General features: G+C 68.4%; 20 protein-coding genes and 2 pseudogenes. 6 read left to right on the forward strand and 16 right to left on the reverse strand.

The genetic code is table 11. The features are described 5' to 3' along the window. The 8 genes from glgC to A5694_RS01255 all read right to left on the reverse strand — a co-directional run. On the reverse strand, nt 1–1,186 hold a 1,186-nt coding region (glgC, locus tag A5694_RS01220; RefSeq protein WP_064920053.1), incomplete at its 3' end, for a glucose-1-phosphate adenylyltransferase. A gap of 357 nt (nt 1,187–1,543) precedes the next feature. Beyond that, on the reverse strand, nt 1,544–1,711 hold the full coding sequence (locus A5694_RS01225) for a DUF3117 domain-containing protein (RefSeq protein ID WP_003885506.1): 168 nt from the start codon (nt 1,709–1,711) through the stop codon (nt 1,544–1,546). Nucleotides 1,712–1,869: 158 nt separating this feature from the next. Then, nucleotides 1,870–2,451: a DNA-3-methyladenine glycosylase I gene (locus A5694_RS01230; RefSeq protein WP_064920036.1), complete on the reverse strand. Its 582-nt coding sequence runs from the start codon at nt 2,449–2,451 to the stop codon at nt 1,870–1,872. Continuing rightward, nucleotides 2,448–2,759, reverse strand: a complete 312-nt coding sequence (locus A5694_RS01235; RefSeq protein WP_064920037.1) for a DivIVA domain-containing protein — start codon at nt 2,757–2,759, stop codon at nt 2,448–2,450. The genes A5694_RS01230 and A5694_RS01235 overlap by 4 nt, the downstream gene beginning before the upstream one ends. Before the next feature lie 19 nt (nt 2,760–2,778). After that, nucleotides 2,779–3,732 carry a glucosyl-3-phosphoglycerate synthase gene (locus A5694_RS01240; RefSeq protein WP_064920038.1) on the reverse strand — a complete coding sequence of 318 codons (954 nt, stop codon included), beginning with the start codon at nt 3,730–3,732 and terminating at the stop codon, nt 2,779–2,781. After that, the gene (folP, locus tag A5694_RS01245) at nt 3,729–4,553 is read right to left on the reverse strand and encodes a dihydropteroate synthase (protein WP_234786481.1); all 825 of its coding nucleotides are present in this window, start codon (nt 4,551–4,553) and stop codon (nt 3,729–3,731) included. Before folP ends, A5694_RS01240 begins: the two co-directional genes overlap by 4 nt. 87 nt (nt 4,554–4,640) lie before the next feature. Then, the gene (fadD6, locus tag A5694_RS01250; RefSeq protein WP_064920040.1) at nt 4,641–6,428 is read right to left on the reverse strand and encodes a long-chain-acyl-CoA synthetase FadD6; all 1,788 of its coding nucleotides are present in this window, start codon (nt 6,426–6,428) and stop codon (nt 4,641–4,643) included. Nucleotides 6,429–6,525: 97 nt separating this feature from the next. Further along, a complete protein-coding gene (locus A5694_RS01255; RefSeq protein ID WP_064920041.1) occupies nt 6,526–7,089 on the reverse strand; it encodes a TIGR00730 family Rossman fold protein in 564 nt (187 codons plus the stop codon). A gap of 48 nt (nt 7,090–7,137) precedes the next feature. On the opposite strand from A5694_RS01255, the gene A5694_RS01260 reads away from it, so the two are divergent. Both A5694_RS01260 and A5694_RS01265 read left to right on the forward strand, forming a co-directional pair. Continuing rightward, complete coding sequence (locus A5694_RS01260) at nt 7,138–9,183, forward strand: AAA family ATPase (RefSeq protein WP_064920042.1); 2,046 nt, start codon at nt 7,138–7,140, stop codon at nt 9,181–9,183. Nucleotides 9,184–9,429: 246 nt separating this feature from the next. Next, the gene (locus tag A5694_RS01265; protein WP_064920043.1) at nt 9,430–9,930 is read left to right on the forward strand and encodes a cupin domain-containing protein; all 501 of its coding nucleotides are present in this window, start codon (nt 9,430–9,432) and stop codon (nt 9,928–9,930) included. A 2-nt stretch (nt 9,931–9,932) separates the two neighbouring features. Here A5694_RS01265 and dapE read toward each other — a convergent pair whose 3' ends face one another. Further along, entirely contained in the window at nt 9,933–11,009 is a 1,077-nt protein-coding gene (dapE, locus tag A5694_RS01270; RefSeq protein ID WP_064920044.1) for a succinyl-diaminopimelate desuccinylase, read from the reverse strand. Between the two features lie 103 nt (nt 11,010–11,112). Here dapE and dapD point away from each other — a divergent pair, with 103 nt between their 5' ends. Beyond that, complete coding sequence (gene dapD, locus A5694_RS01275; protein ID WP_109535555.1) at nt 11,113–12,066, forward strand: 2,3,4,5-tetrahydropyridine-2,6-dicarboxylate N-succinyltransferase; 954 nt, start codon at nt 11,113–11,115, stop codon at nt 12,064–12,066. Nucleotides 12,067–12,188: 122 nt separating this feature from the next. On the opposite strand, the gene A5694_RS01280 is transcribed toward dapD, so the two are convergent. Together A5694_RS01280 and A5694_RS01285 are read right to left on the reverse strand one after the other, a co-directional pair. Beyond that, the gene (locus A5694_RS01280; RefSeq protein WP_064920046.1) at nt 12,189–15,071 is read right to left on the reverse strand and encodes an RND family transporter; all 2,883 of its coding nucleotides are present in this window, start codon (nt 15,069–15,071) and stop codon (nt 12,189–12,191) included. After that, the gene (locus A5694_RS01285) at nt 15,068–15,493 is read right to left on the reverse strand and encodes an MmpS family transport accessory protein (RefSeq protein ID WP_064920047.1); all 426 of its coding nucleotides are present in this window, start codon (nt 15,491–15,493) and stop codon (nt 15,068–15,070) included. Before A5694_RS01285 ends, A5694_RS01280 begins: the two co-directional genes overlap by 4 nt. A 121-nt stretch (nt 15,494–15,614) precedes the next feature. Between A5694_RS01285 and A5694_RS01290 the strand changes: the two genes are divergently transcribed. Further along, nucleotides 15,615–16,367: a TetR/AcrR family transcriptional regulator gene (locus A5694_RS01290; RefSeq protein ID WP_082952452.1), complete on the forward strand. Its 753-nt coding sequence runs from the start codon at nt 15,615–15,617 to the stop codon at nt 16,365–16,367. A 4-nt stretch (nt 16,368–16,371) separates the two neighbouring features. Here A5694_RS01290 and A5694_RS01295 read toward each other — a convergent pair whose 3' ends face one another. Both A5694_RS01295 and A5694_RS01300 read right to left on the reverse strand, forming a co-directional pair. Then, nucleotides 16,372–16,671: a hypothetical protein gene (locus A5694_RS01295; RefSeq protein ID WP_064920048.1), complete on the reverse strand. Its 300-nt coding sequence runs from the start codon at nt 16,669–16,671 to the stop codon at nt 16,372–16,374. Between the two features lie 50 nt (nt 16,672–16,721). Continuing rightward, nucleotides 16,722–18,173: an acyl-CoA synthetase gene (locus tag A5694_RS01300; protein WP_064920049.1), complete on the reverse strand. Its 1,452-nt coding sequence runs from the start codon at nt 18,171–18,173 to the stop codon at nt 16,722–16,724. A 130-nt stretch (nt 18,174–18,303) separates the two neighbouring features. Between A5694_RS01300 and A5694_RS01305 the strand changes: the two genes are divergently transcribed. Beyond that, complete coding sequence (locus A5694_RS01305) at nt 18,304–19,035, forward strand: helix-turn-helix transcriptional regulator (protein WP_064920050.1); 732 nt, start codon at nt 18,304–18,306, stop codon at nt 19,033–19,035. A gap of 21 nt (nt 19,036–19,056) precedes the next feature. Here A5694_RS01305 and ctaD read toward each other — a convergent pair whose 3' ends face one another. Together ctaD and A5694_RS01315 are read right to left on the reverse strand one after the other, a co-directional pair. Next, nucleotides 19,057–20,781, reverse strand: a complete 1,725-nt coding sequence (gene ctaD / locus A5694_RS01310; RefSeq protein WP_064920051.1) for an aa3-type cytochrome oxidase subunit I — start codon at nt 20,779–20,781, stop codon at nt 19,057–19,059. A 106-nt stretch (nt 20,782–20,887) separates the two neighbouring features. Continuing rightward, nucleotides 20,888–21,790 carry a pseudouridine-5'-phosphate glycosidase gene (locus A5694_RS01315; protein WP_064920052.1) on the reverse strand — a complete coding sequence of 301 codons (903 nt, stop codon included), beginning with the start codon at nt 21,788–21,790 and terminating at the stop codon, nt 20,888–20,890. A gap of 145 nt (nt 21,791–21,935) precedes the next feature. Between A5694_RS01315 and A5694_RS01320 the strand changes: the two are divergent. After that, nucleotides 21,936–22,583: pseudogene (locus A5694_RS01320) on the forward strand (HNH endonuclease family protein); the annotation flags it as partial. Nucleotides 22,584–22,596: 13 nt separating this feature from the next. Here A5694_RS01320 and A5694_RS22300 read toward each other — a convergent pair. Next, nucleotides 22,597–22,857 (reverse strand): annotated as a pseudogene (locus A5694_RS22300) (PPE family protein, SVP subgroup); the annotation flags it as partial. Between the last annotated feature and the right edge of the window lie 63 nt (nt 22,858–22,920).

Below are 22,920 nucleotides of genomic sequence, written 5' to 3' on the forward strand. Positions count from 1 at the left end.
CCACGCCGCCGGCGCTGATCGAGAACCGCTCGCGGTCCTTCTCCAGGTCGACACCGATCATCTCCCCGGGGCCGACCACCACGTTCTTGTCCAGGATCGCGTGCCGCACCACCGCGCCGCGGCCGACCCGCGTCCCGGGCATGATGACGCTGTCCTCCACGATCGCGCCGTCGTCGATCACGACGTTCGACGACAACACCGAATTGCGTACCGAGCCAGCCGAGATGACACTGCCCGCGCCCACCACCGACTCCTGCGCCGTCCCCCCGTTGACGAACTTCGCCGGCGCCAGGTTCTCCGTCGCGCCGTGGATCGGCCAGCGTTTGTTGTACAGATTGAAGATCGGGTGCGCCGAGACCAGATCCATGTGGGCGTCGTAGAACGCGTCGAGGGTTCCGACGTCGCGCCAGTAGCCCCGGTCGCGCTCGGTGGCGCCGGGCACCTCGTTGTCGGTGAAGTCGTAGACGGCGGCCATCCCGTCGGTGACCAGGCGGGGAATGATGTCGCCGCCCATGTCGTGGTCGGAATGGTCGTCGTCGGCGTCGGCGCGGATCGCGTCGATCAGCACTTTGGTGGTGAAGACGTAGTTGCCCATCGACACATACGCACTGTCGGGATCATCGGGCGTGCCGGGCGGATTCGCCGGCTTCTCCAGGAAGCGGCGGATCCGCCCGGAGTCGTCGGCGTCGATGCAGCCGAACGACGACGCCTCGGCGCGCGGCACCCGAACCCCGGCGACCGTCGCGCCGGCTCCGCTGTCGATATGGAAGCGCACCATCTGTTCGGGGTCCATCCGGTAGACATGGTCCGCCCCGAAAACCACGATGTAGTCCGGGTCTTCGTCGAAGATCAGGTTCAGCGACTGATAGATGGCGTCGGCCGACCCGGTGTACCACCGCGGCCCGAGCCGCTGCTGCGCCGGCACCGGGGTGATGTACTCCTCGGCCAGTCCGCTCAGTCGCCAGTTCTGCGAGATGTGCCGGTCCAGCGAATGCGACTTGTACTGCGTCAGAACACAGATCCGCAGGTAGCGCGCGTTGACCAGATTCGACAACACGAAATCGATCAACCGGTAGGCGCCCCCGAAGGGGACCGCCGGCTTGGCCCGGTCCGCGGTCAGCGGGTGCAGCCGCTTGCCCTCCCCACCGGCCAGCACGATGCCCAGCACGTGCGGCGATTCCCTCATAGCCCCAAACCTATCGGCCGGTTCGGTACCCTGCCAGCCGGACCGCACGATTGGGCGGGTTCTGCGCAGATTGCCGGATCATCGGACACCCGCGGGGCCGTGGTACCGGCCGGGGATAAGCTCCGGAGATCGACGGCGATGCGGGCGTCCCCGTCACGAACCAGGTGGACGCCCAGCGGGATCCAGCACGATCCAGCGGACCCTGCCTGCGCGGCAGGTCCGCGAATTACTCTCGGCAGCAATAGTGTTCGCCCGTCCGTCCGGCTATGCGCCATCGGGCCCGGCGACCCAGGACCGGCGCGACGGAGCGGACCCCGACGATCTATCGACAGCTGCGGCTAGCCAGCCCAACCGGGGTCAGCTGGTGACGGCCTTGAGTTCGTCGCCGAGTGCAGCGGCCTCGTCCGGAGTCAACTCGACGACCAGCCGTCCGCCACCTTCGAGTGGTACCCGCATCACGATGCCGCGCCCCTCTTTGGTCGCTTCCAGTGGACCGTCACCGGTCCGGGGCTTCATCGCCGCCATCGAGTGCTCCCTCCAGGTACCAGCCCATCGGCCGTGCCCTTGATCTGCGCCGGCTGTGCACCGCGGTCGCAGCGTCCGGCATCGAACTGCAAATTCACTCCGCCATTCTCCCCTATCGGGGACGCCGCGTGCACAAGACCCGATTCCGGAGTTGCATTTTAGTGGATCTTTGCGCTTACCGGCGGCACCCAACACGCCTGGAGATGGTCGTCAACCATGCCCGTGGCCTGCATCAACGCGTACGCGGTGGTGGGTCCGACGAATCGGAACCCGCGCCGCTTCAATTCGCGCGCCATCGCCGTCGATTCCGGCGTGACGGCCGGAATTGCCGACAGGTTCACCGGGCGGGGACGCGGCGGCGGCGCGAATGACCACAACAGCTCCGCCAAATCGGTGGCTCCCAAGGCGATGGTTGCCCGGGCGTTGGCGATCGTCGCCTCGATCTTGGCCCGGTTGCGCACGATGCCGGCATCGTCCATCAGCCGTGCCACGTCGGCGTCGGTGAAGCGCGCGACGGTCTCGACGTCGAAATCGGCGAACGCGCGCCGGAAATTCTCCCGTTTCCGCAGAATCACCAGCCACGACAGGCCGCTCTGGAAGGCCTCCAAGCTGATCCGCTCGAACAGGGCGGTCGCGTCACGCACCGGGCGTCCCCACTCCTGGTCGTGGTAGTCGCGGTACAGCGCCGACCCGTCAGACCAGCCACACCGGACCAGGCCGTCCTCGGCCGGGGTGCTCAACTCGGCCCCGAGGAGTTCTCGACGAGGGCCTGTGCCGCGGCAAGCTGCCCGCGCAGTTGGTCGAGCTCTGCGCCGAGCCGCTCCAGCACCCAATCGACCTCGCTGGTGTTGTAACCGCGCAGCACCTGGGAGAACTTGACCGCCTCGACGTCGGCGCCGGTGACCCCGGAGGCCGGCAGCATGGTCGCCGTCGTCGCCCGGGGCAGCGGCGGCAGCTGCTCACCCCGGCCGAACAGCACGCTGGCCACTCCGAACAGCAGCAGCGCGGTCAGGACGAGCACGACGAGATACAGCAACACCAGTGTCACGGCATCGATAGTGCCTCATTCAGTGGCGCAGGGTGTTCATCGGCGGCCGGTCGACCAGCGACAGCGGCGTGGTGCGCGGCAGGTAGTCCAACCCCTCTGGGCCGTCGGCGAAGAACTGGGTGAGCCCGACGCCGGAGTCCGGGACGCCGCACCGCGACAGCAGGGTGGCGACGACCTGCCGGCTCATCACGGCCAACTCCGCCAACGGACGGTTGCGGTGTGCCCGCACCCCCAGATTGACCTGAGCGATCGCCTCCAGCCCCAGCCGGTCGTAGGTGTCGATCAGCAGCCCGATCTCCACGCCGTAGCCGGGCGCGAACGGTACCGACGCCAGCAGCTCGCGGCTGCCCGCATACTCCCCGCCCAGCGGCTGCAGCACCGCGCCCAGGTCGGGTCGCAGCGCGGTCAGCAGCGGCCGGGCGACCAGCTCGGTGACCCGGCCACCGCCGGTGGCGTCCTCGGTGCCGTTGACCTTCAGCGGCCGGCGGTAGAAACCCTTGACCAGGTGGATGCCGTCTCCGGTGAGCAGCGGCCCGAGCAGGTTGGGGACGAACATCGGATCGGGGTCGATGAGGTCGGAATCCACGAACACCACGATGTCGCCGCTGGTGGCGGCCAGCGACCGCCACAGCGCTTCCCCCTTGCCGGGCTGCGGGGGGACTTCGGGGACGGCCTGCTCACGGCTGACGACGCGGGCACCGGCGGCGATGGAGCGGATCTCGGTGTCATCGGTGGAGCCGGAGTCCAGCACGATCAGTTCGTCGACCAGGTTGCCGACCAGCGGGGTGATGCTGTCGATGACCGACTCGATGGTCGCCTGCTCGTTCAACGCCGGCAGCACCACCGAGACGGTGCGGCCGGCCTTGGCGGCGATCAGTTCGGCCACCGTCCAATCCGGACGGCTCCAGGTGCGGGCGGCCAGCCGGGTGCCGCCCAGCAGGGAGTCCAGACCCTGGTCAGCCAGGTCTGTCATGCCAGTCCCCTTACTGTGCGGGTCGGGGCCCGCACGCCCTGGATCGATGCCACCATCTCCAGCACGCGCCGGGTCGGCCCGACCTCGTGTACCCGAAACATCCGGGCTCCGGCGGCCGCCGCTAAGGCGGTGGCCGCCAGCGTTCCCTCCAGTCGTTCGGTCAGACCCACACCGAGAGTCTCCCCGATGAAGTCTTTGTTGGAGAGCGCCATCAGTACCGGCCATCCGGTACCGACCAGCCTCTCCGTGTGTCGCAACAACGCTAGCCCGTGGAAGGTGTTCTTGCCGAAATCATGGGTGGGGTCGATCAGGATCCGGTCACGCGCCACCCCGGCCGCCACCGCCCGCTCGGCGGCCGCGGTGACCTCGCCGATCACCGCGTCCACCACCCCGTCGACGCCTGTGCCGTAGCTCACCCGGAACGGGCGGGTGCGCGGCGCGGCGCCGCCGGTGTGCGAACACACCAGGCCGGTACCGAACTCCGCGGCGATCGCGGGCAGCTCCGGATCCACCCCGCCCCAGGTGTCGTTGATCAGATCTGCGCCGGCAGCACAGGCGCGTTTGGCCACCTCCGAGCGCCAGGTGTCGACGCTGATCAGCTGGTCGGGATAGGCGCTGCGCAGCCACTCGATGAAGGGAACCACCCGGGCGGTCTCGGTGTCGGCGTCGACGGTCTCCCCCGGCCCCGCCTTGACTCCGCCCACGTCGATGACGTCGGCGCCGTCGGCGACCGCGGCGTGCACCGCGGATTTGGCCGCCTCGTCACTGAAGGTGGCACCCGCGTCGTAGAACGAGTCGGGGGTACGGTTGACGATCGCCATGATCAGCGCGCGATCAGCCGCCACCGGACGACCGCAGAGGGTGGACTGCACTGCTCTATGGTGCCCGGTGACCCCGCGCCCGCCGCGTCAGCCCTGCGGTCGCTTACCGGCGGCCACTTCGCCGGGGTACTCGGCGTAGTAAGGGACGTAGCCCTCGTCGCGGCCGGCCAGCACGTACAGCGGGTCGGCGATGGCGGCCCCGCCGGCACCGTAACCCTGCTCGCGCAGCTCCACCTTGCGGCTTTTGAACGTCGAGGTGTGCTCCATCGACTCCACCAACCGCACGAACAACGGCACCGCGTACGAGGGCAGCCGATCGTAGACCACCGCGGCCAGTCCACGGCCGTCGAACGTCGCCCCGTCGTGCAGTTTGACCGCGGCCATCCCGGCCCGGCCACCGGTGTCGGGAACCTCGACACCGTAGACCGCGCACTCCTCGACCGATTCGTCGGCATCGATCGCGGCCTCGACCTGCGTGGTGGCGACGTTCTCGCCCTTCCAGCGGAAGGTGTCCCCGAGCCGGTCGGCGAACGCGGCGTGCCCCATGCCTTGCGGCCTCATCAGGTCGCCGGTGTTGAACCAGCAGTCGCCGTCCTTGAAGGCGTTGCGCACCAGCTTTTTCTCGGTGGCCTCCGGGTCGGTGTAGCCGTCGAACGGGGAGAACCTGTTGACCGGGCTCAGCAGCAGGCCGGGCTGCCCGGACGGCACCTTGAGCACCCAGCCGTCGTCACCGCGCAACGGTTGTCCGGTGTCGGGGTCGTACTGCACGTAGGCCAGCGGCAGCGGGTAGACGCCGGTGCTGCGCGGCACGTTGAACACGTTGAGGAACGCGGTGTTGCTCTCACTGGCCGCGTAGAACTCGCAGACCCGCTTGATCCCGAACCGGCGGGTGAACTCGTCCCAGATCTCCGGGCGCAGCCCGTTGCCGCAGATCACCCGCACCCGGTGTGTCCGGTCGGTCGGCCTGGGCGGCTGGTTGAGCAGATACCGGCAGACTTCGCCGATGTAGACGAACGCCGTCGCGTCATAGCCGATGACCTCGTCCCAGAACCGCGATGCCGAGAACGAGCGGCCCAGCGCCAGCGTCGCGCCCGCGTTGAGCACCGACGACACCGCGACCGTCAGCGCGTTGTTGTGGTACAGCGGCAGGCAGCAGTACAGCGTGTCGTTGCCGCGCAGCCGAAGCCCGATCCCACCGAAGGTGGCCAGCGCCCGCAGCCAGCGGTAGTGAGTCATCACACTGGCTTTGGGGTAGCCGGTGGTGCCTGAGGTGAAGATGTAGAACGCGGTGTCCTTGGCCAGAACGGCCTCCACCGAGGCCGGATTTCCGTCGGGCGCGGTGGCGGCCAGCCGCTCGAACTCCTCGATGGTCACCGGCTCGATCGGTGCGCCGCACTCGGTGACGGCATCTACCAGATCCGCCTCCGCGACAAGGACTTTGGCGTCGAGCAGACCAAGGCTGTGGGCCAGCACGTCGCCCCGCTGGTGGTAGTTGACCATACCGGCGACGGCGCCGCACTTGGCAACGGCCAGCATCATCAACACCGCGTTGGGTGAGTTGCGCAACATGATCGCCGCCACGTCGCCGTGCCCGATCCCGCGGGCCGCCAGCACCGCGGCGTAGCGGTTCACGGTCGCGTTGGCCTCGCGGTAGGTCAGGTGCTGGTCACCGAACCGGATGAACACCCGGTCCCCGAAACGCGCGGCGCGCTCCTGGAACACCTTGCCGATCGACGCCTTGGAGGTGGGTCGGGCCAGCAGCCCGGTCCGCAACCCGCGCAGGATCGTCGGAGCGTCGGCCGCCAGGCCGGGCAACCGAGTCACGATGTCGGTCAGTCCGACCCGGGTGACGGCTCGGGAGTCGTGGTCGGACACCTTGGTTCCCCTCGATTTTCGCCAGTGCTCACAGATAGCCCAGGCGATCGCGAGCACGGCGGAGCCGGGCGCAGTGGGTCGCCTGCGAAGACACAGCCTAATCGATACCGGCGGTATCGGGTGAGCAGGCGGCCAGCGCCGCCTCCAGCTCGTCGACCACCACCAGCCGATCCATCGCGCGCCGCGACACGAAGCCCGCCTCGGTCAACCCGGACAGCCAGGTCCACAGCCCGTCGTAGTGGCCGTCGGGGTCCAGCAGCACCACCGGTTTGTCGTGCAGGCCCAGATACCCGCCGGTCCAGGTTTCGAACAGTTCCTCCAGCGTGCCGATGCCGCCGGGCAGGGTCAGGAAGGCGTCCGCGCGTTCGTCCATGATCTGCTTGCGCTCCCGCATGGTGTCGGTGACGATCAGCTCGTCGGATTCCACGTCGGCCACCTCGCGGTGCAGCAGGGCCTTGGGGATCACCCCGACGGTGCGGCCGCCGTGCTGGCGGACGGCCACCGCCAGCGCCCCCATCGCCGAGACGTTGCCGCCGCCCCACACCAGCGTCCAGCCCCGCTCGGCAATCGCGGCACCGACCTTGGTGGCCAGCGCCAACAGCGCCGGATCAGTCGGTCCGGACGCGCAGTAGACACACACCGCCCAATCACTGCCCCGCACAGCCGAAAGGCTATCCGGCGGGTGGCTCGGATCCGTAAAATCTCCGCGATGCCGATCCGGTGGAACGTCCCCGAGCACTCGGCCGCCCTGCACCGGCTCACCGAAGCGCTTGACGCAGCGGCGACGCGCGCGGGCGCGGTGGTGCTCGGCCCCGACGGCTGCGGCAAGTCCACCCTGGCCCGGCTGGCCGCCGAAGATCGTGTCCGGCGGCACCCGGCCACACAGGTCCGCTGGGTGATCGGCACCCCGACGGAGCGCACCGTGCCGTTCGGCGCCTTGAGTCACCTGGTCCGGGTCGCTGACATCGGCAGGCCCGCCGCGCTGTTGCGGGCGGCGCGGGAATCACTGGCCCAGGCCGGCCCGGACGGCGGCGAGTTACTGCTGGTGGTCGACGACGCCCACCAGCTCGACATCCTCTCGGCGACGCTGGTCTACCAGCTGGCGCGGACCGGCGCGGCCCGCATGATCATCACCGGGCGCGCCGACGCCGACGCTCCGGCGCCCATCGCGGCGCTATGGGGCGACGACCTGCTGGACCGCATCGACATCGCGGCGCCGAACGAGGCGGCCGGTGCCGCTGATCTCGACGCGTTCCTGGCCGCGTTGCCCGAACCCGCGCGGTCGGCGCTGGACTACCTCGCGGTCCTCGAGCCGCTGGCGCTGGCCGATCTGACTCGGCTCGCCGGTGCCGAGGCGGTCCGCCAAGCCGAGGAACTCGGAGTGCTGGAGACCCGCACCCGCGGCGGTCGCGGACCCGACCCGGTGGTCTACACCGCCCACCCGCTGTTCGCCGGGCGGGCGCGTGAGGCGCTCGACGGGCAAGCCGCCCGCCGGTTGCGCACCGAGGTGGTCGCCGTGCTGGCGGACCGGCCGTGCGAGCACGTCGGTGAGCAGCTGCGGCTGGCGGCACTGGCCGCCGACAGCGACGCACCCGGGCCGGCGGGGGACGTGGTGGACGCGGCGCAGCAGGCGCTGCGGCTGGGGGATCTGGAACTGGGTGAGCGGCTCGCCCGCAGCGCCCTGGACCGCTCCGGCGGCCTGCCGGCCCGGCTGGCGCTGGCGCATGCGCTGGGCTGGCAGGGCCGGGGCCGCGCCGCCGACGCTGTGCTGTCGGCGGTCGACCCGGCCGGATTGACCGAAGCGGAGCTGATGGCCTGGGCGCTGCCGCGGGCTGCCAACCAGTTCTTCATGCTGGGCGAACCCGAGCGCGCCACCGCATTCCTGGCCAGCACCCGTGGCCGGGTTACCGGCGCCAGTCCGCGCATCACCCTGGATGCGCTCGGCGCAACCTTTGCGATGAACGCCGGCAATATCGGCCGGGCCGCCGAGGCCGCCGCCGCGGTGCTGGACGATCCGGCCGCCGACGACATGGCGGTGGCCTGGGCCGGCAGCGCCGCCGCCCTGTGTGCGGCGCGAGCCGGACGCTTCGAAGCGGTCGGGCCGCTGGCACGCCGCGCAACCGACGCCGAACACCCCGGGCTGCTTCGGTTCACCATCGGATTGGCCGAGATCACCGTGCTGCTGATGGCGGGCCGGCCCACCCAAGCTCACGAACTTGCCCGCCAATTCACCGATTTCGCCGAGCTGGCCCAGCCGGGTCGCGCCATCGGTGACGTACTGGTGGCCTTGGCACTGATCGCCTCCGGCCAATTCGACGCCGCGACAAAACTATTGACGCCGGCCGCAGCCACCCTGGAGCGCACCGGTTACTCGTGGGGCCCGCTATCACTGACTCTGCTGGCCACTGCGCTGGCCCGCCAGTTCGACATCGCGGGCGCGGCGAAAGCCTTGAGCCGGGCTGAATCCCGGCACGGCACCAAGTCGGCGCTGTTCGCTCCGGAGTTGGGTATGGCGCGCGCCTGGCAGCGGGCCGCCATGCGCGATCAGCACGGCGCGGTCACCGCCGCCCGCGACGCCGCCCGGATGGCCGAACGCAGTGGACAGTCGGCGGTGGCGCTGCAGGCTTGGCACACGGCCGTCCAGCTCGGCGACGCGCGCGCCGCCGATCCCCTGGCTCGCCTGTGCGGCGAGGTCGATTGCGTCCTGGGCCGCGACGCGCTGGCTCAAGCCCGCGCGCTGGCCCATAGCAGATAGATCGCTTCTCACAACGGTTTACGGAGCCCCAGCCGGTCGATCGACCGCCCGACACCCTCCGCTTGAATACCGTACCCCGCATGGGTATCGTTACGGTCGTGTCGGAGTGGCGGCCCAGCTGTTGGAAGCGACCGCTGTTGAGATGGTGTCGCCGGCTTCGGCCATGCGGTGCCCGGCCGTCCCGTGGCGGAACGAACACAAGTGGCGGGCGCACCCGCGAACCCGGCCTGAGAGGAGAAGACCAGCGTGAATACCGAACATCGTCCTTCGGACAGCACCGACAAGCTACCGCCCGAGGTTGCCGAAGCCTTCGCAAGCGTCATCCGGTTTCGGGATATTCGCCCGGCCTGGCAGCAGGGCGGAGGCGGGGACAACGCCCGTCACATCCCGCTGTACAAGTACACCGACAAAGCCGATTCCGACTTCGCCGGCGGCACGCCGGCGAGGCTTGAAAGCAAGGAGATCCGGTTGACCACGGGGGTGCTCGCCCCCGGCGAAGGTGCGCGCTTCCATAGCCACACCACCGAAGAGCTGATGTTCGTCGCCAGCGGCTCCTGGATCGTCTTCTTCGACGAGGAGGAGAAATACAAGGTTCACCTGGAGCCGATGGATGCCATCCTGGTCCCGGCCAATCTCAAGCGCGGGTGGCGCAACGTCGGTCAGACGATCGGATGCTTCCTCAACATCTCCAGCGTGCACGATGAGATGGCGGTCGCCTCGTGTGCGGTCGGCGCTGAGGACTCCTGACGCTAGCCAGAGAGGAAGCCGCGCAACAGCTCCGCGACGGCGCTGATCTGCGCGGTCGGCACCCGTTCGTCGACGCAGTGCGCCAGATTGGGATCACCGGGGCCGTAATTGACGGCGGGGATACCCCGGGCTGCGAAGCGGGAGACGTCGGTCCAGCCGTACTTGGCCCGCACCTGCCCGCCGGCGGCCGCCACCAGCGCGGCCGCCGCGGGTGCGGTGAGTCCCGGCAGGGCGCCGGCGGCGCCGTCGGTCTGCTCGATCGTCACGTGCAGGCCGTCGAACACCTCCCGCACGTGGGTCAGCGCCTCCTCAGGCGTGCGGTCGGGCGCGAAGCGGAAATTCACCGTGACACTGGCGGCGTCGGGAATCACGTTGCCGGCCACCCCGCCGTCGATGCGCACCGCGGAGAGCCCTTCGCGGTATACACAACCGTCGATGTCGATATTGCGCGGCTGGTACGCGGCGAGCCGGTCGAGCACCGCGCCCAGTTTGTGGATGGCGTTGTCGCCCAGCCAGGACCGCGCCGAATGTGCCCGGGTACCGGCGGCGGTGACGACGACCCGCAGCGTGCCCTGACAGCCCGCCTCGATGTAGCCGGCGGTGGGTTCACCGAGGATGGCAAGGTCAGCGGCGAGCCAGTCCGGCAGGTTGCGTTCCATGCGGCCCAGCCCGTTGGCGGCCGCGTCGATCTCCTCGCAGTCGTAAAAGACGCAGGTCAGGTCATGAGTGAGTTCGGTGACGGTGGCGGCCAAGTGCAGAAAGACGGCGACGCCGGATTTCATGTCGACAGTGCCGCAGCCGTGCAACACTGCGCCTTCCTCGCCGGTCGAGCTCCAACTCGGCAGGTTGCCGGCCGGCGGGACAGTGTCCAGATGTCCGGCCAGCAGCACCCGGGTCGGGCGCCCCAGCTGGGTGCGGGCCAGCACCGCGTCCCCGTCGCGGATGATCTCGAACCCGGAAGTCTGGGCCCGCAGCGCGGCTTCCACCTCGTCGGCGATCCGGGCTTCGTGCCGCGATTCGCTGGGAATGTCCACCAGCGCCGCGGTCAGGGCAATCGGGTCGGAGCGCAGGTCCAGCACAGATCCAGCCTAATGGGTCACCGTTCCCCGCGAGCAGACGTGAAACCGCCCAGATTTCGGGCGCGCAGGGGGCCTTTGCGTCTTTTCGCCGGAAGAAAGTAGCCTGACCGGCGTGACTGGAGCTTCAGGCGTCGGGGTAGCGACGCTGGCCGCAGACGGATCGGTACTCGACACCTGGTTTCCCGCACCGGAGTTGGGTGGCTCGGGCGAGCCCGGCACCGTCCGCCTCAGCGCGGACGACGTGCCCGCCGACCTGGCCGGGCTGCTCGGGCGTGACGAGGACCGCGGCACCGAGGTTGTGGCGGTGCGCACGGTGATCGGATCGCTGGACGACACCGCCGTCGACGCCTACGACGCCTATCTACGGCTGCACCTGCTGTCGCATCGGCTGGTGGTGCCGCACGGGCTCAACGCCGGCGGGCTGTTCGGGGTGCTGACCAACGTGGTGTGGACCAACTACGGGCCGTGCGCCGTCGAAGGCTTCGAGTCGGTGCGGGCCCGGCTGCGCCGGCGCGGCCCGGTGACCGTCTACGGGGTGGACAAGTTCCCGCGCATGGTCGACTACGTGCTGCCCTCGGGCGTGCGCATCGCCGACGCGGACCGGGTGCGCCTCGGTGCGCACCTGGCGTCTGGGACCACGGTGATGCACGAAGGATTCGTCAACTTCAACGCGGGCACGCTGGGCGCCTCGATGGTCGAGGGCCGCATCTCCGCCGGCGTGGTGGTCGGCGACGGCTCCGATGTCGGCGGCGGCGCGTCCATCATGGGAACGCTGTCTGGCGGTGGAACACAGGTGATTTCGATCGGCAAACGCTGCCTGCTGGGCGCCAATGCCGGGCTGGGCATTCCGCTGGGCGACGACTGCGTGATCGAGGCCGGACTCTATGTCACCGCGGGCACCAAGGTCAGTCTGCCCGACGGCAGCACGACCAAGGCCCGCGACCTGGCCGGCGGAAACAACCTGCTGTTCCGCCGTAACTCTCAGACCGGCGCGGTCGAGGTGGTTGCCCGTGACGGTCAGGGCATCGCGCTCAACGAGGACCTGCACGCCAACTGACGAGCGGGTCCATGCGGCGGTCCCAGCTTCGCCTCTCCTCCGTCGAGCCTCGCTGAACCGCTCGATTGATGCGGCGGTCCCAGCTTCGCCTCTCCTCCGTCGAGCCTCGCTGAACCGCCGGGTTAGACCAGCGCCTGCTCTGGCTCCCGCTGGATCGGTTGCGGCCACGGCCGCGGAACCGGGCGCGGACGCACGATCTGCGGCCACCAGAACCAGCGTCCGAGCAGGGTGGCGACCGACGGCGTCATCAAGGACCGGACGATCAACGTGTCGAACAGCAGACCCAGTCCGATCGTCGTACCGACCTGGCCGATCACGATCAACGAGCTGACCGCCATGGACGCCATGGTGAAGGCGAACACCAGACCCGCTGCGGTGACCACCGCGCCGGTGCCGACCATGGCGCGGATCAGGCCCGTGTGCAGGCCGGCGTGGATCTCCTCCTTGATGCGTGAGACCAGCAGCAGGTTGTAATCCGCGCCGACGGCGAGCAGGACGATGACCGACATCGGCAGCACCATCCAGTGCAAGGGAATGCCCACCAGGTGTTGCCAGAGCACCACCGACAGCCCGAACGCCGAGCCGAGACTGAGCACCACCGTGCCGACGATCACCGTTGCAGCGACGACCGCGCGGGTCAGCACCATCATGATGATGAAGATCAGGATCAGCGCGGCGGTCGCAACGATCAGCAAGTCGTAGTTGGCGCCCTGCTGCATGTCGTAGAACATCGCGGCGCTGCCACCGAGGTAGATCTTGGCCCCCTCGAACGGTGTGCCCTTGATCGCATCGGCCGCGGCGACCTTGAGCGCTTCGACGCGCGAGATGCCCTCGGGAGTCAACGGGTCACCCTGATGAATGATGGTGAACCGCACCGCATGTCCGTCCGGCGACATGAACAGTTTGATGCCGCGTTTGAAGTCGGCGGTGTCGAAGGCTTCCGGTGGGAGGTAGAACGAGTCGTCGTTCTTGGCGGCGTCGAACGCCTCGCCCATCGCGGTGGAGTTCTCCTGCATCGCCATGTTCTGGTCCTGCTGGGCCTTCTGCACCTGGTACTGGTTGAGCAACGTCTGCTTCTGGTTCTTCATCGACTGAATCTGTGCCGGCATGACAGCAACCATCTTCGGCATCAGCTCGGCCATGCGTTGCATGTCGGGCACGATCTCGTCGAAGTCACCGGACATCGTGTCGACGCCGTCCAGGGCGTCGAAGATCGACCGCAAAGACCAGCAGATGGGGATGTCGAAGCAGTGCGGCTCCCAGTAGAAGTAGTTGCGGAACACCCGGAAGAAATCGTCGAAATCGGCCATGTGATTGCGCATTTCCCCGATGTCGACCGCGGTGTTCGCCATCTTGTCGGCCATCCGCTGGGACACCTCGGCCAGATCCTTCTGGATGTTCATCATCTCGGTCATCGAGTCGATGCTGGCCTGCAGATCGTCGGCCTGCTTGAGCAGATTCTCCAGATTGGTCTGCATGTAGTCGTTGTTCATCAGCTGAGCGGTGCCGCTCTGGCCGAGGGTGTAGGGGATCGTCGAGTGCTTGATCGGATCTCCGTCGGGACGGGTGATGGTCTGCACCTGCGCGATCCCGTGCACGTGCTTGAGCGCCTTGGCGATCTTGTCGATCACCAGGAAGTCTGCCGGGTTGCGCAGATCCCGGTCGGTTTCGACCATCATCAGATCCGGGTTCATCTTCGCCTGGGAGAAGTGCCGGAACGCCGCCGAGTAGCCCACATTCGCCGCCACGTCATCGGGCAGGTAGATGCGGTCGTTGTAGGACGTGTAGTAGCCGGGCAGCGCAAGCAGGCCGATCAGCGACGCCGCGACGGCGACCACCAACACTGCACCGGGCCAGCGGACGGTGGTGGTCCCAACCCGGTGCCAGCCGCGGGATCGGCTGATGCGCTTGGGCTCGAGAATACGGCCGAAGCGGCTGGCCACCGCGATGACCGCAGGCCCCAGCGTCAAGGCCGCCGCGACCACGATCACCATGCCGATCGACAGCGGGAAGCCCATCGTCTGGAAGTAGGGCAGCCGGGTGAAATGCAGGCAGAACGTCGCCCCGGCGATGGTCAGCCCAGAGGCCAGCACCACATGCGCGGTGCCGTGGAACATGTTGTAGTAGGCGGCTTCCCGGTCCTCGCCGGCTTTGCGCGCCTCCTGATAGCGACCGATCAAGAAGATCGCGTAATCGGTGGACGCGGCGATCGCCAAGGTGACCAGCATGTTGGTTGCGAAGGTCGTCAGGCCGAACAGGTTGTGGAATCCCAGGAATGCCACCAGTCCCCGGGCAGCCGACAGCTCGAGCACGACCATCACCAGCACGATCAGGGTGGTGATGATGGATCGGTAGACGCTCAACAGCATCACCGTGATGACGGCGAACGTGAGCATTTCGATGGTCTCCATGCTCTTGTCGCCGACGTGGTTCTGGTCGGTGCTCGTGGCCGCCGGTCCGGTCACGTAGGCCTTCACGCCGGCGGGGGCGGGGCGCTCGGATGCGATGTGGCGCACCGCCTCCACCGACTCGTTGGCCAACGTCTCGCCCTGGTCGCCGGCGATGTAGACCTGAACGTAGGCGGCCTTACCGTCGGCGCTCTGAGCACCCTTGGCGGTCAGCGTGTCGCCCCAGAAGTCTTGGACATGCTGCACGTGGGCGGTATCGGCACGCAGATCGCGCACCATCTGGTCATAGAACTCGTGCGCTGCGGCGCCCAGCGGCTCGTCGCCTTCGAGCACGATCATCACCGAACTGGAAGTGTCATACTCCTGAAACACCTTGCCGACTCGCTTGGTGGCGATCATCGACGGGGCGTCGTTGGGACTCATCGACACCGCACGGAGCTTGCCGACTTCCTCGAGCTGCGGAACGACGATGTTCAAGACGGCGATCAGCGCGATCCACGCGAGGATGATCGGCACGGCGAACCTCCGGATGAACCGGGGCAGCCGCGGGTGCGCCGCCTGGCCGGTCACCGCAATGGGTTCGGTCGGGGCGGTCATGCGGCCTTCACAAAGCAGAAGGTCTCGGCGTTCACTCCGGTCGCCGTCCTTTCCTGTTTGACTTCGTCATCGACGGTGACCCGGCAGGTGATGCTGTCGCCGTCGCCCTGGGCCAGGATGTTGGGCATCACCGAAGGCAGGGTGGTTTGCAAGGTCAGCGTCCACGGCAACGGCGTGCTCGGAACCCGCTGCGGCTTGCCTTGCAGGTCCATGTAATTGATGACGGCACTGGTCCCCGAGCCGAAGACCTCGTACTTGACGAACTTGGGGTTGAAGTCCTCCGCGGTGTCCGAGGAAATATCGGTCACCACGACGGGATGCGATCCGAACACCGTCCGCAGCTGCGCTACTGCGACGCCACCTGCCGCGGCCGCCACCACGATCAAGGCGGGCAGCCACACACGGCTGATCAGCCTTTTCATCGTCCGCCCTTCCCGACGTTGACCAGGCCCGGCCGCCGTCTCCGTCCAGGTAGCTAAGCTAATTATGTAAGTGGATTAAGTCAATCCGGTTCCACTGTTGCGCGCATTACACTTGGCCGTTGTGACCGCCAGTGAGACGACCGGCCGGCCGCTGCGCAAGGACGCCGAACGCAATCGGGAGCGCATCCTGGCAGCGGCCCGCGACCTGTTTGCCAGCAAGGGCCTGGAGCCCAATCTCAACGACGTGGCGCATCATGCGGGCGTCGGGGTCGGGACCGTCTACCGGAGGTTCGCCACCAAAGACGAGCTCCTCGAGGCGATCTTCGAAGAAGGCCTCCATCAGCTCGCAGACTTGGCGGAATCTGCTCTGCGCCAACCGGACCCATGGCAGGGGTTCGTCTGGTACGTCGAGCAGATGTGCGAGATCACCGCGACCGACCGGGGATTGCGGGAGATCGCGTTCAGCAAGACCTACGGGGGCGATCGCGTGACGGCTGCCCAGGATCGACTTGTTCCCATCCTGAAGACGCTCGTGGAGCGAGCGCGGGTCGACGGTCGGTTGCGCCCCGAGCTGTCGAGTACGGACATGCCGATCTTCGGGCTGCTGGCCGGGACGGTGAGCGAGTTCGCCGGCCACGTCGACGCGGACCTGTGGCGTCGCTATGTGGGCATCCTGCTTGACGGCATGCGTTACCGCAGTGACCAATTGCCGCTGCCGGTGGCAGCCCTCGATGACGACGGAGTCGAGGCCGCGATGCGAGCCTGGGAACCGGCCGGCCCCTGCGGTGACCGCATCCGAGCGCAGGGCGCCGATGCTGTTGCGGGATCAGGCGATGTAAGGCGGGCGGTTCGGCCCTGCACGTCGACGCGCTAAGCGGCTACAGCATCGCCCGACTGATCTTGTCGCTGTCTTTGCCGATCGTCTTGCAGTAGGCGCTGACCGCCACCCGTGTCGCCGAAAGCTCCATGTTGGACGGCTCACTGCCGTTCTTGTCCTTGAGCATCTTGGAGACTTCCGACCGCTGCTTCTCGTCGTCGTGACTGTTGAACTCTGCGCAGGTGGTGTCGCCGCCTTTGTTGATGACCTTGCTGACGGACGAGCAGCCACCGAGCACGAACATCCCGGCGACCAGGACGGCGGCCGGGACGCCGGCTACGGCGAGACTGAATCGCTTCATAGGCTTCACAAGCAGGGCCACCCTTCTGGTGTCGGTTCGCGCAAGCGAGCCTACGTCAGCAACGCCTTCTTGAGTACCTTTCCCATTGCGTTGCGCGGCAGCGCATCCACCATCCGCACCTCGCGCGGTCGCTTGTGTGCCGACAGCTGTTGGGTGACATACTCGATCAGGTCATCGGGTTGCGCCCCGCCGTCCGGGGAGGCGACCACGAACGCGACGATGCGCTGGCCCAGGTCCTCATCGGGCAGGCCGACGACGGCCACCTCGGCCACCCCGGGATGGCCGAGCAGGGTGGTCTCGATCTCGCCGGCGCCGACCCGGAAACCTCCGGACTTGATCAGGTCAACCGATTCGCGGCCGACGATCCGGTGCATCCCGCCGGCGTCGATGACCGCGACATCCCCGGTCCGATACCAGCCGTCGGCGTCGAAGGCCGCCGCGGTCGCCTCCGGGAGGTTGAGGTAGCCGTCGAACAGTGTCGGTCCGCGCACCGCGAGTCGCCCGATGGTCTCTCCGTCGTGCGGCACCGGCCCGCCGTCCTCGCCGACCAGACGGGTCTGCACGCCCGACAGCGGCACGCCCACCCAGCCGGCCCTGCGCTCACCGTCGACGCGGGTACTCAACGTGATCAGCGATTCGGTGCTGCCGTACCGTTCGATGGGCGCATGACCGGTGAGTGCGCGCAGTCGCTCGAACACCGGAACCGGAAGCGCCGCACTGCCCGACACCAGCAGCCGCGCCGGCCGCAGCGCTTCGGCCGCAGCGGCGTCGGCCACCACGCGCGACCACACGGTGGGCACCCCGAAATACAGCGAACCCCCGGCGGCCGCATAGCCCTGCGGAGTCGGCTTACCGGTGTGCACGAACCGGTTGCCGACCCGCAGCGATCCCAGCAGGCCCAGCACCAGACCGTGGACGTGATACAGCGGCAGACCGTGCACCAGGACGTCGTCGGGGCTCCACTGCCAGGCTTCGGCCAGCGCGTCGAGATCCGCGGCCAGCGCCCGCCGGCTCAACTGCACGCCCTTGGGCGGCCCGGTGGTGCCCGAGGTGTAGATCACCAGCGCGGTGTCGTCTTCACCCGGCGGTTCAGCGAGGCTCGACGCAGGAGAGCCGGAACCGCCGAATGAACCCTGTTCGCGCGGGTGCTGCGACGATCCGGCGCCCCGCCGGGCCGGGATGTGCGGCAGGCCGGCGAGATCGTCGGGCCGCTCCCCCAGCCACGCCTGCGCACCCGAGTCACGCAGGATGTGCGCGCGTTCGGCGACACCGACGTCGGCGGGGACCGGCACTACCGGCAACCCGGCCAGCAGGCAACCGGCGACGGCCAGCACGGTCGACGCCGTCGGGGTGGCCAGCACGGCGACCCGCCTGATGCCGCCGAGGTCTTCGAGCACGGTGGCCGCGGCAGCGCTCAAGTCGGCCCGGCTAAGCACGGTGTTGTCGATGCGCACCGCATCGGCGATATCGTCGGCGGCGGTGTCCAGCGAGCTCAGCAACACCTGAGCGACGTTACCGCGTACCGGTCCCGCCGGCCGCCACCGATTCGCCGAGCAACTCCGCGCCGCCGCACTGGTATCAACGAATTTGTTCCATTAAATTTGCGGACAAAGGTCAACGAGAGGTACACCGATGCACGACCAGTCCGGCCCGCGGCGCGGTGCCACTCGCAGTCAGCGGTTGCCACGGAATCAGCAGCGCGAACGAGTGCTGCGGTTGGTCTCCTGTGCTACCGGCGCGGTGGATGCCACCGAGATCGCCCGGCAGATGGGCTTGCACGTCACCACGGTGCGGTTCCACCTCGACGCGCTGTGCGAGGACGGTTCCGTCGCACGGACCCGGATCAAGCGGGACGGCGTCGGGCGCCCCCGCACCGGATACGTCGCCGTGCGCGACCGGTTGAACTACCGCAGCCTCGCCGAGATCCTCGCCATGGAGCTCGGCGATACCGCCGCCGAGCGCCGGCAGCGTGCCGAACGGGCCGGCCGGCGCTGGGCCGGCAGGATCCTGGCCCACGACGAGTCCGCCGATTCCGCCGAGTCGACCGGGACGGCTGCCGAGCCCGGCGTCGACGACCTCGCCGACCAGATCGCCTTGGTCTTCGAGCGCATGGGCTTCGGTCCGCAGCTCAGCGAGGCGGCCGACGCCGGCGAGGGCCGGCGCGAGCGCGCGATTCGGCTGCATGCCTGCCCGGTCCGTGACTTAGCGCGGTCGCACCCGGAAGTCAGCTGCGCCATGCATCTGGGCCTGCTACGCGGACTGCTCAATGCCGAGGCAACCGAAGGCCGACAAACCGCTCTGCGCGCCGAGTTGGAACCGTTCGTCGAGCCGGAACTGTGCATTGCCAAGGTCATCGGCCGATAGCCGCGCTCGGCGGCGCCGCCGTCACCCGGTGACGTCCTCCCGGCGCCGGATGTGGAGTTCATCGCGCAGCCGGGGCACCATGTGCGGGTAGTGGAGTTCGAAAGCGGGCCGCTCCGAACGGATCCGGGGCAGCTCGGTGAAGTTGTGCCGCGGCGGCGGGCAGCTGGTCGCCCACTCCAGCGCGTTGCCGTGGCCCCATGGGTCGTCGACGGTGACGACCTCACCGTAGCGCCAGCTGCGAAAGACGTTCCACAAGAACGGCAGTACCGACGCGGCGAGGATGAAGGCTCCCACGGTGGAGACGATGTTCAACGGCTGGAATCCGTCGGTGGGCAGGTAGTCGGCGTAACGGCGCGGCATGCCCATGTTGCCCAGCCAGTGCTGCACCAGGAACGCGGTGTGAAACCCGATGAACGTCAGCCAGAAGTGCAGCTTGCCCAGTGGCTCGTCGAGCAACCGACCGGTCATCTTCGGGAACCAGAAATAGATGCCGGCGAACGTCGAGAACACGATGGTGCCGAACAGCACGTAGTGGAAGTGCGCCACCACGAAATAGGTGTCGTGGACGTGGAAGTCCAGCGGCGGGCTGGCCAGCATCACCCCGGTCAGGCCGCCGGCCAAAAATGTCACCGCGAACCCGAGCGAGAACAGCATCGGCGTCTCAAACGTCAACTGGCCCTTCCACATCGTGCCGATCCAGTTGAAGAATTTCAGCCCGGTCGGCACCGCGATCATGAAGCTCATCGCCGCGAAGAACGGCAGCAGAACCGCGCCGGTGGCGAACATGTGGTGCGCCCACACCGCCGTTGACAGTCCCGCGATACTCATCGTCGCGTACACCATCTGGGTGTAGCCGAACAGCGGCTTGCGGGAGAACACCGGGAAGATCTCGGTGACGATGCCGAAGAACGGCAGCGCGACGATGTACACCTCGGGGTGGCCGAAGTACCAGAACAGGTGCTGCCACAGCAGCGCTCCGCCGTTCGCGGCCTCGTAGAGGTGCGCGCCCAGGTGACGATCGACCGCTAGGCCGAGCAGGGCTGCGGTCAGCAGCGGAAACACGATCAGCACCATGATCGAGGTGATCAGGACGTTCCAGGTGAAGATCGGCATCCGAAACATCGTCATCCCCGGGGCGCGCATGCAGATCACGGTGGTGATCATGTTGACCCCACCCAGGATGGTGCCCAGGCCCGAGAGCGCCAGGCCCATGATCCACAGGTCGGCCCCGGCCCCCGGCGAGTGGGCCAGGCCGCTCAGCGGGGCGTAGGCGGTCCAGCCGAAATCGGCGGCGCCGCCCGGCGTCAGGAACCCGGCCACGACGATCAACCCGCCGAACAGAAACAGCCAATAGGCGAAGGCGTTGAGCCGCGGGAAGGCCACGTCGGGGGCACCGATCTGCAATGGCAGCACCAGGTTGGCGAAACCGAACACGATCGGGGTCGCATACAGCAGCAACATGATGGTGCCGTGCATGGTGAACAACTGGTTGTACTGCTCGTTGGAGAGGAACTGCAGTCCCGGCGCGGCCAATTCGGTGCGCATCAGCAACGCCATCAGACCACCGGTCAGAAAGAAGCTGAACGTGGTCACCATGTACAAGATGCCGATCAGCTTGTGGTCGGTGGTGGTGATGACCCGGTAGACCCAGGCCCCGCGCGGCCCACGTCTGGGCGGGAACGGGCGCACCGGCGACAGCGGCTTGCCGGGAACGCCCGTCACTCTCCAGTCGGTCACGTCAGCCATCGGCCGCCTCCCGCCGAAGTCCTAGCCCGGTCGGCAGCAAACGTGCCGGCCAGACCAGCGCTTATAACGGCCTATGCTACGCGGAATCGGTGCGACGGTCAGAGGTTCAGCCGGCCGCGTAGGCGACGGCGATCTCCCCGGCCAGCCGCGCATTGGCCAGCACGAGTGCGACATTGGCGGCAACGGAGGCGCCCCTGGTTGCGCGGTGAAAATGTTCCAGCAGAAACGGAGTGACGTCCTTGCCGCGCACTCCCGCCGCCTCGGCCGCGGCCAGCCCGTCGGCGAGCACCCGATCATGCAGGGCACGGTCCAGTTCGGCGTCGGCGGCGATCGGGTTGGCCAGCACCAGCCCGTAGCCGTCGGTGCCCAGCCGGTCTCGGGCGCGCAGCACCGCGGCGGCCTGCTTGGGGGTCTGGACCCACCAGTCCAGGGGGTGACCGGAGTCGGCGAGGTAGAAGGCCGGGAAGCGGTCGGTGCGGTAGCCGATCACCGCCACCCCGAGCGTCTCCAACCGCTCCAGCGTCGCGCCGATGTCCAGAATCGACTTGACGCCCGAACAGACCACCAGCACCGGGGTGCGCGACAGCGTCGCCAGGTCCGCGGACTCGTCCCAGCTCTCGCGTGCACCGCGGTGCACCCCGCCCAACCCGCCGGTGGCGAACACCGTGATGCCGGCCGCCGCCGCCAGATGCGCGGTCGAGGCGACCGTGGTCGCACCGTCGCCGCCCACGGCGGCCAGCATCGCGATCTCGCGGACACTGACCTTGAGCGCTGTGCCGCCGGTCGCCAGATGGTGCAGCGCATCCGCGTCGAGACCGATGTGCGGTTGGCCCCCGAGGATCGCGATGGTGGCCGGCACCGCGCCTGCCGAGCGCACCGCGTCCTCGATCTCGCCGGCGATGCGCAGGTTCTCCGGCCGCGGCAGGCCGTGCGTGATGATCGTGCTCTCCAGCGCCACCACGGCCCGCCCGGCGGCGAGCGCATCGGCGACTTCGGGATGGACGCGCACCAACTCACCTTATTGCGCCCGGCAAGCGCCCGCCGCTGCTGTCGGCGCGGGCTGATACCGTCCGGGCCAGCACACCAAGACAGCGGAGGTGGCCGTGGGCGACCAGCGACGCAAGTGGCGGGGGTATGCCGCGGCGGCGGTCGCGTTGTCGCTCGTCGCGCCGGCCGCTCCCGCGCCCGCCGACCCGGTTGCGGTCGGCGCCGCCGACGTCTCGGTCGAACTGGCCAAGCTCGACGCCCTGCCGATCAAGGGCCGCGCCCCCAAGACCGGCTATGAACGCGCACTGTTCGGCCAGGCCTGGAGCGACGACGTGTCGGTGCCCGACGGGCACAACGGCTGCGACACCCGCAACGACATCCTGCGCCGCGACCTGGTCGACATCGAGATCAAGCCGGGCACAAACGATTGCGTGGTGGCCTCCGGTGTGTTGAACGATCCCTACACCGGCACCGCGATCGCCTTCCAGCGCGGTCGGGGCACCTCCCGGGCGGTGCAGATCGACCATGTGGTGGCGTTGTCGGATGCCTGGCAGAAAGGCGCGCAGGCCTGGGACGAACTCACCCGGCGCAACTTCGCCAATGATCCGCTGAACCTGCAGGCCACCAGCGGGCCGATCAACGAGCAGAAAGGCGACGGCGACGCGGCAACCTGGTTGCCGCCCAACAAGTCCTACCGCTGCGCCTATGTCTCCCGCATCGTCGAGGTGAAGTCCGGTTATGGCCTGTGGGTCACCCAGGCCGAACACGATGCGATCGCGCGGATTCTGACCGGTGGCTGCGGGGCGTCACCGGCCGAGCCTTAGCCGGTCAGCCGGCGGAGAACGGGCGTGCCATGACCTTGGGCGCAAAGCCGTAGCGGGGGCCGGATCCCCGTCCTCCGGCGCCGGCACCGGCCAGCGGCATCCCGCCCATCAGATTTCCGGACCCTTCGACATGCGGGCTGATGGCCGAGACGGTGCTGACCGGTATCGGCGCGACCGGCCCCGCCGCCGGGCCGGCCGCCGCCCAGCTGGCCGGCACCGACAGGCGCCCGGCCGCCACGGCGTTGCCGACGCCCGCGGCCACCGGTCAGAATCCGCGCGATCGCATCGTGTTCGGCCTGGGTGACCCACAGGCCATAACCGGCACCGA

It is taken from the genome of Mycolicibacter sinensis (assembly GCF_001667945.1).
Classification (GTDB): domain Bacteria; phylum Actinomycetota; class Actinomycetes; order Mycobacteriales; family Mycobacteriaceae; genus Mycobacterium; species Mycobacterium sinense_B.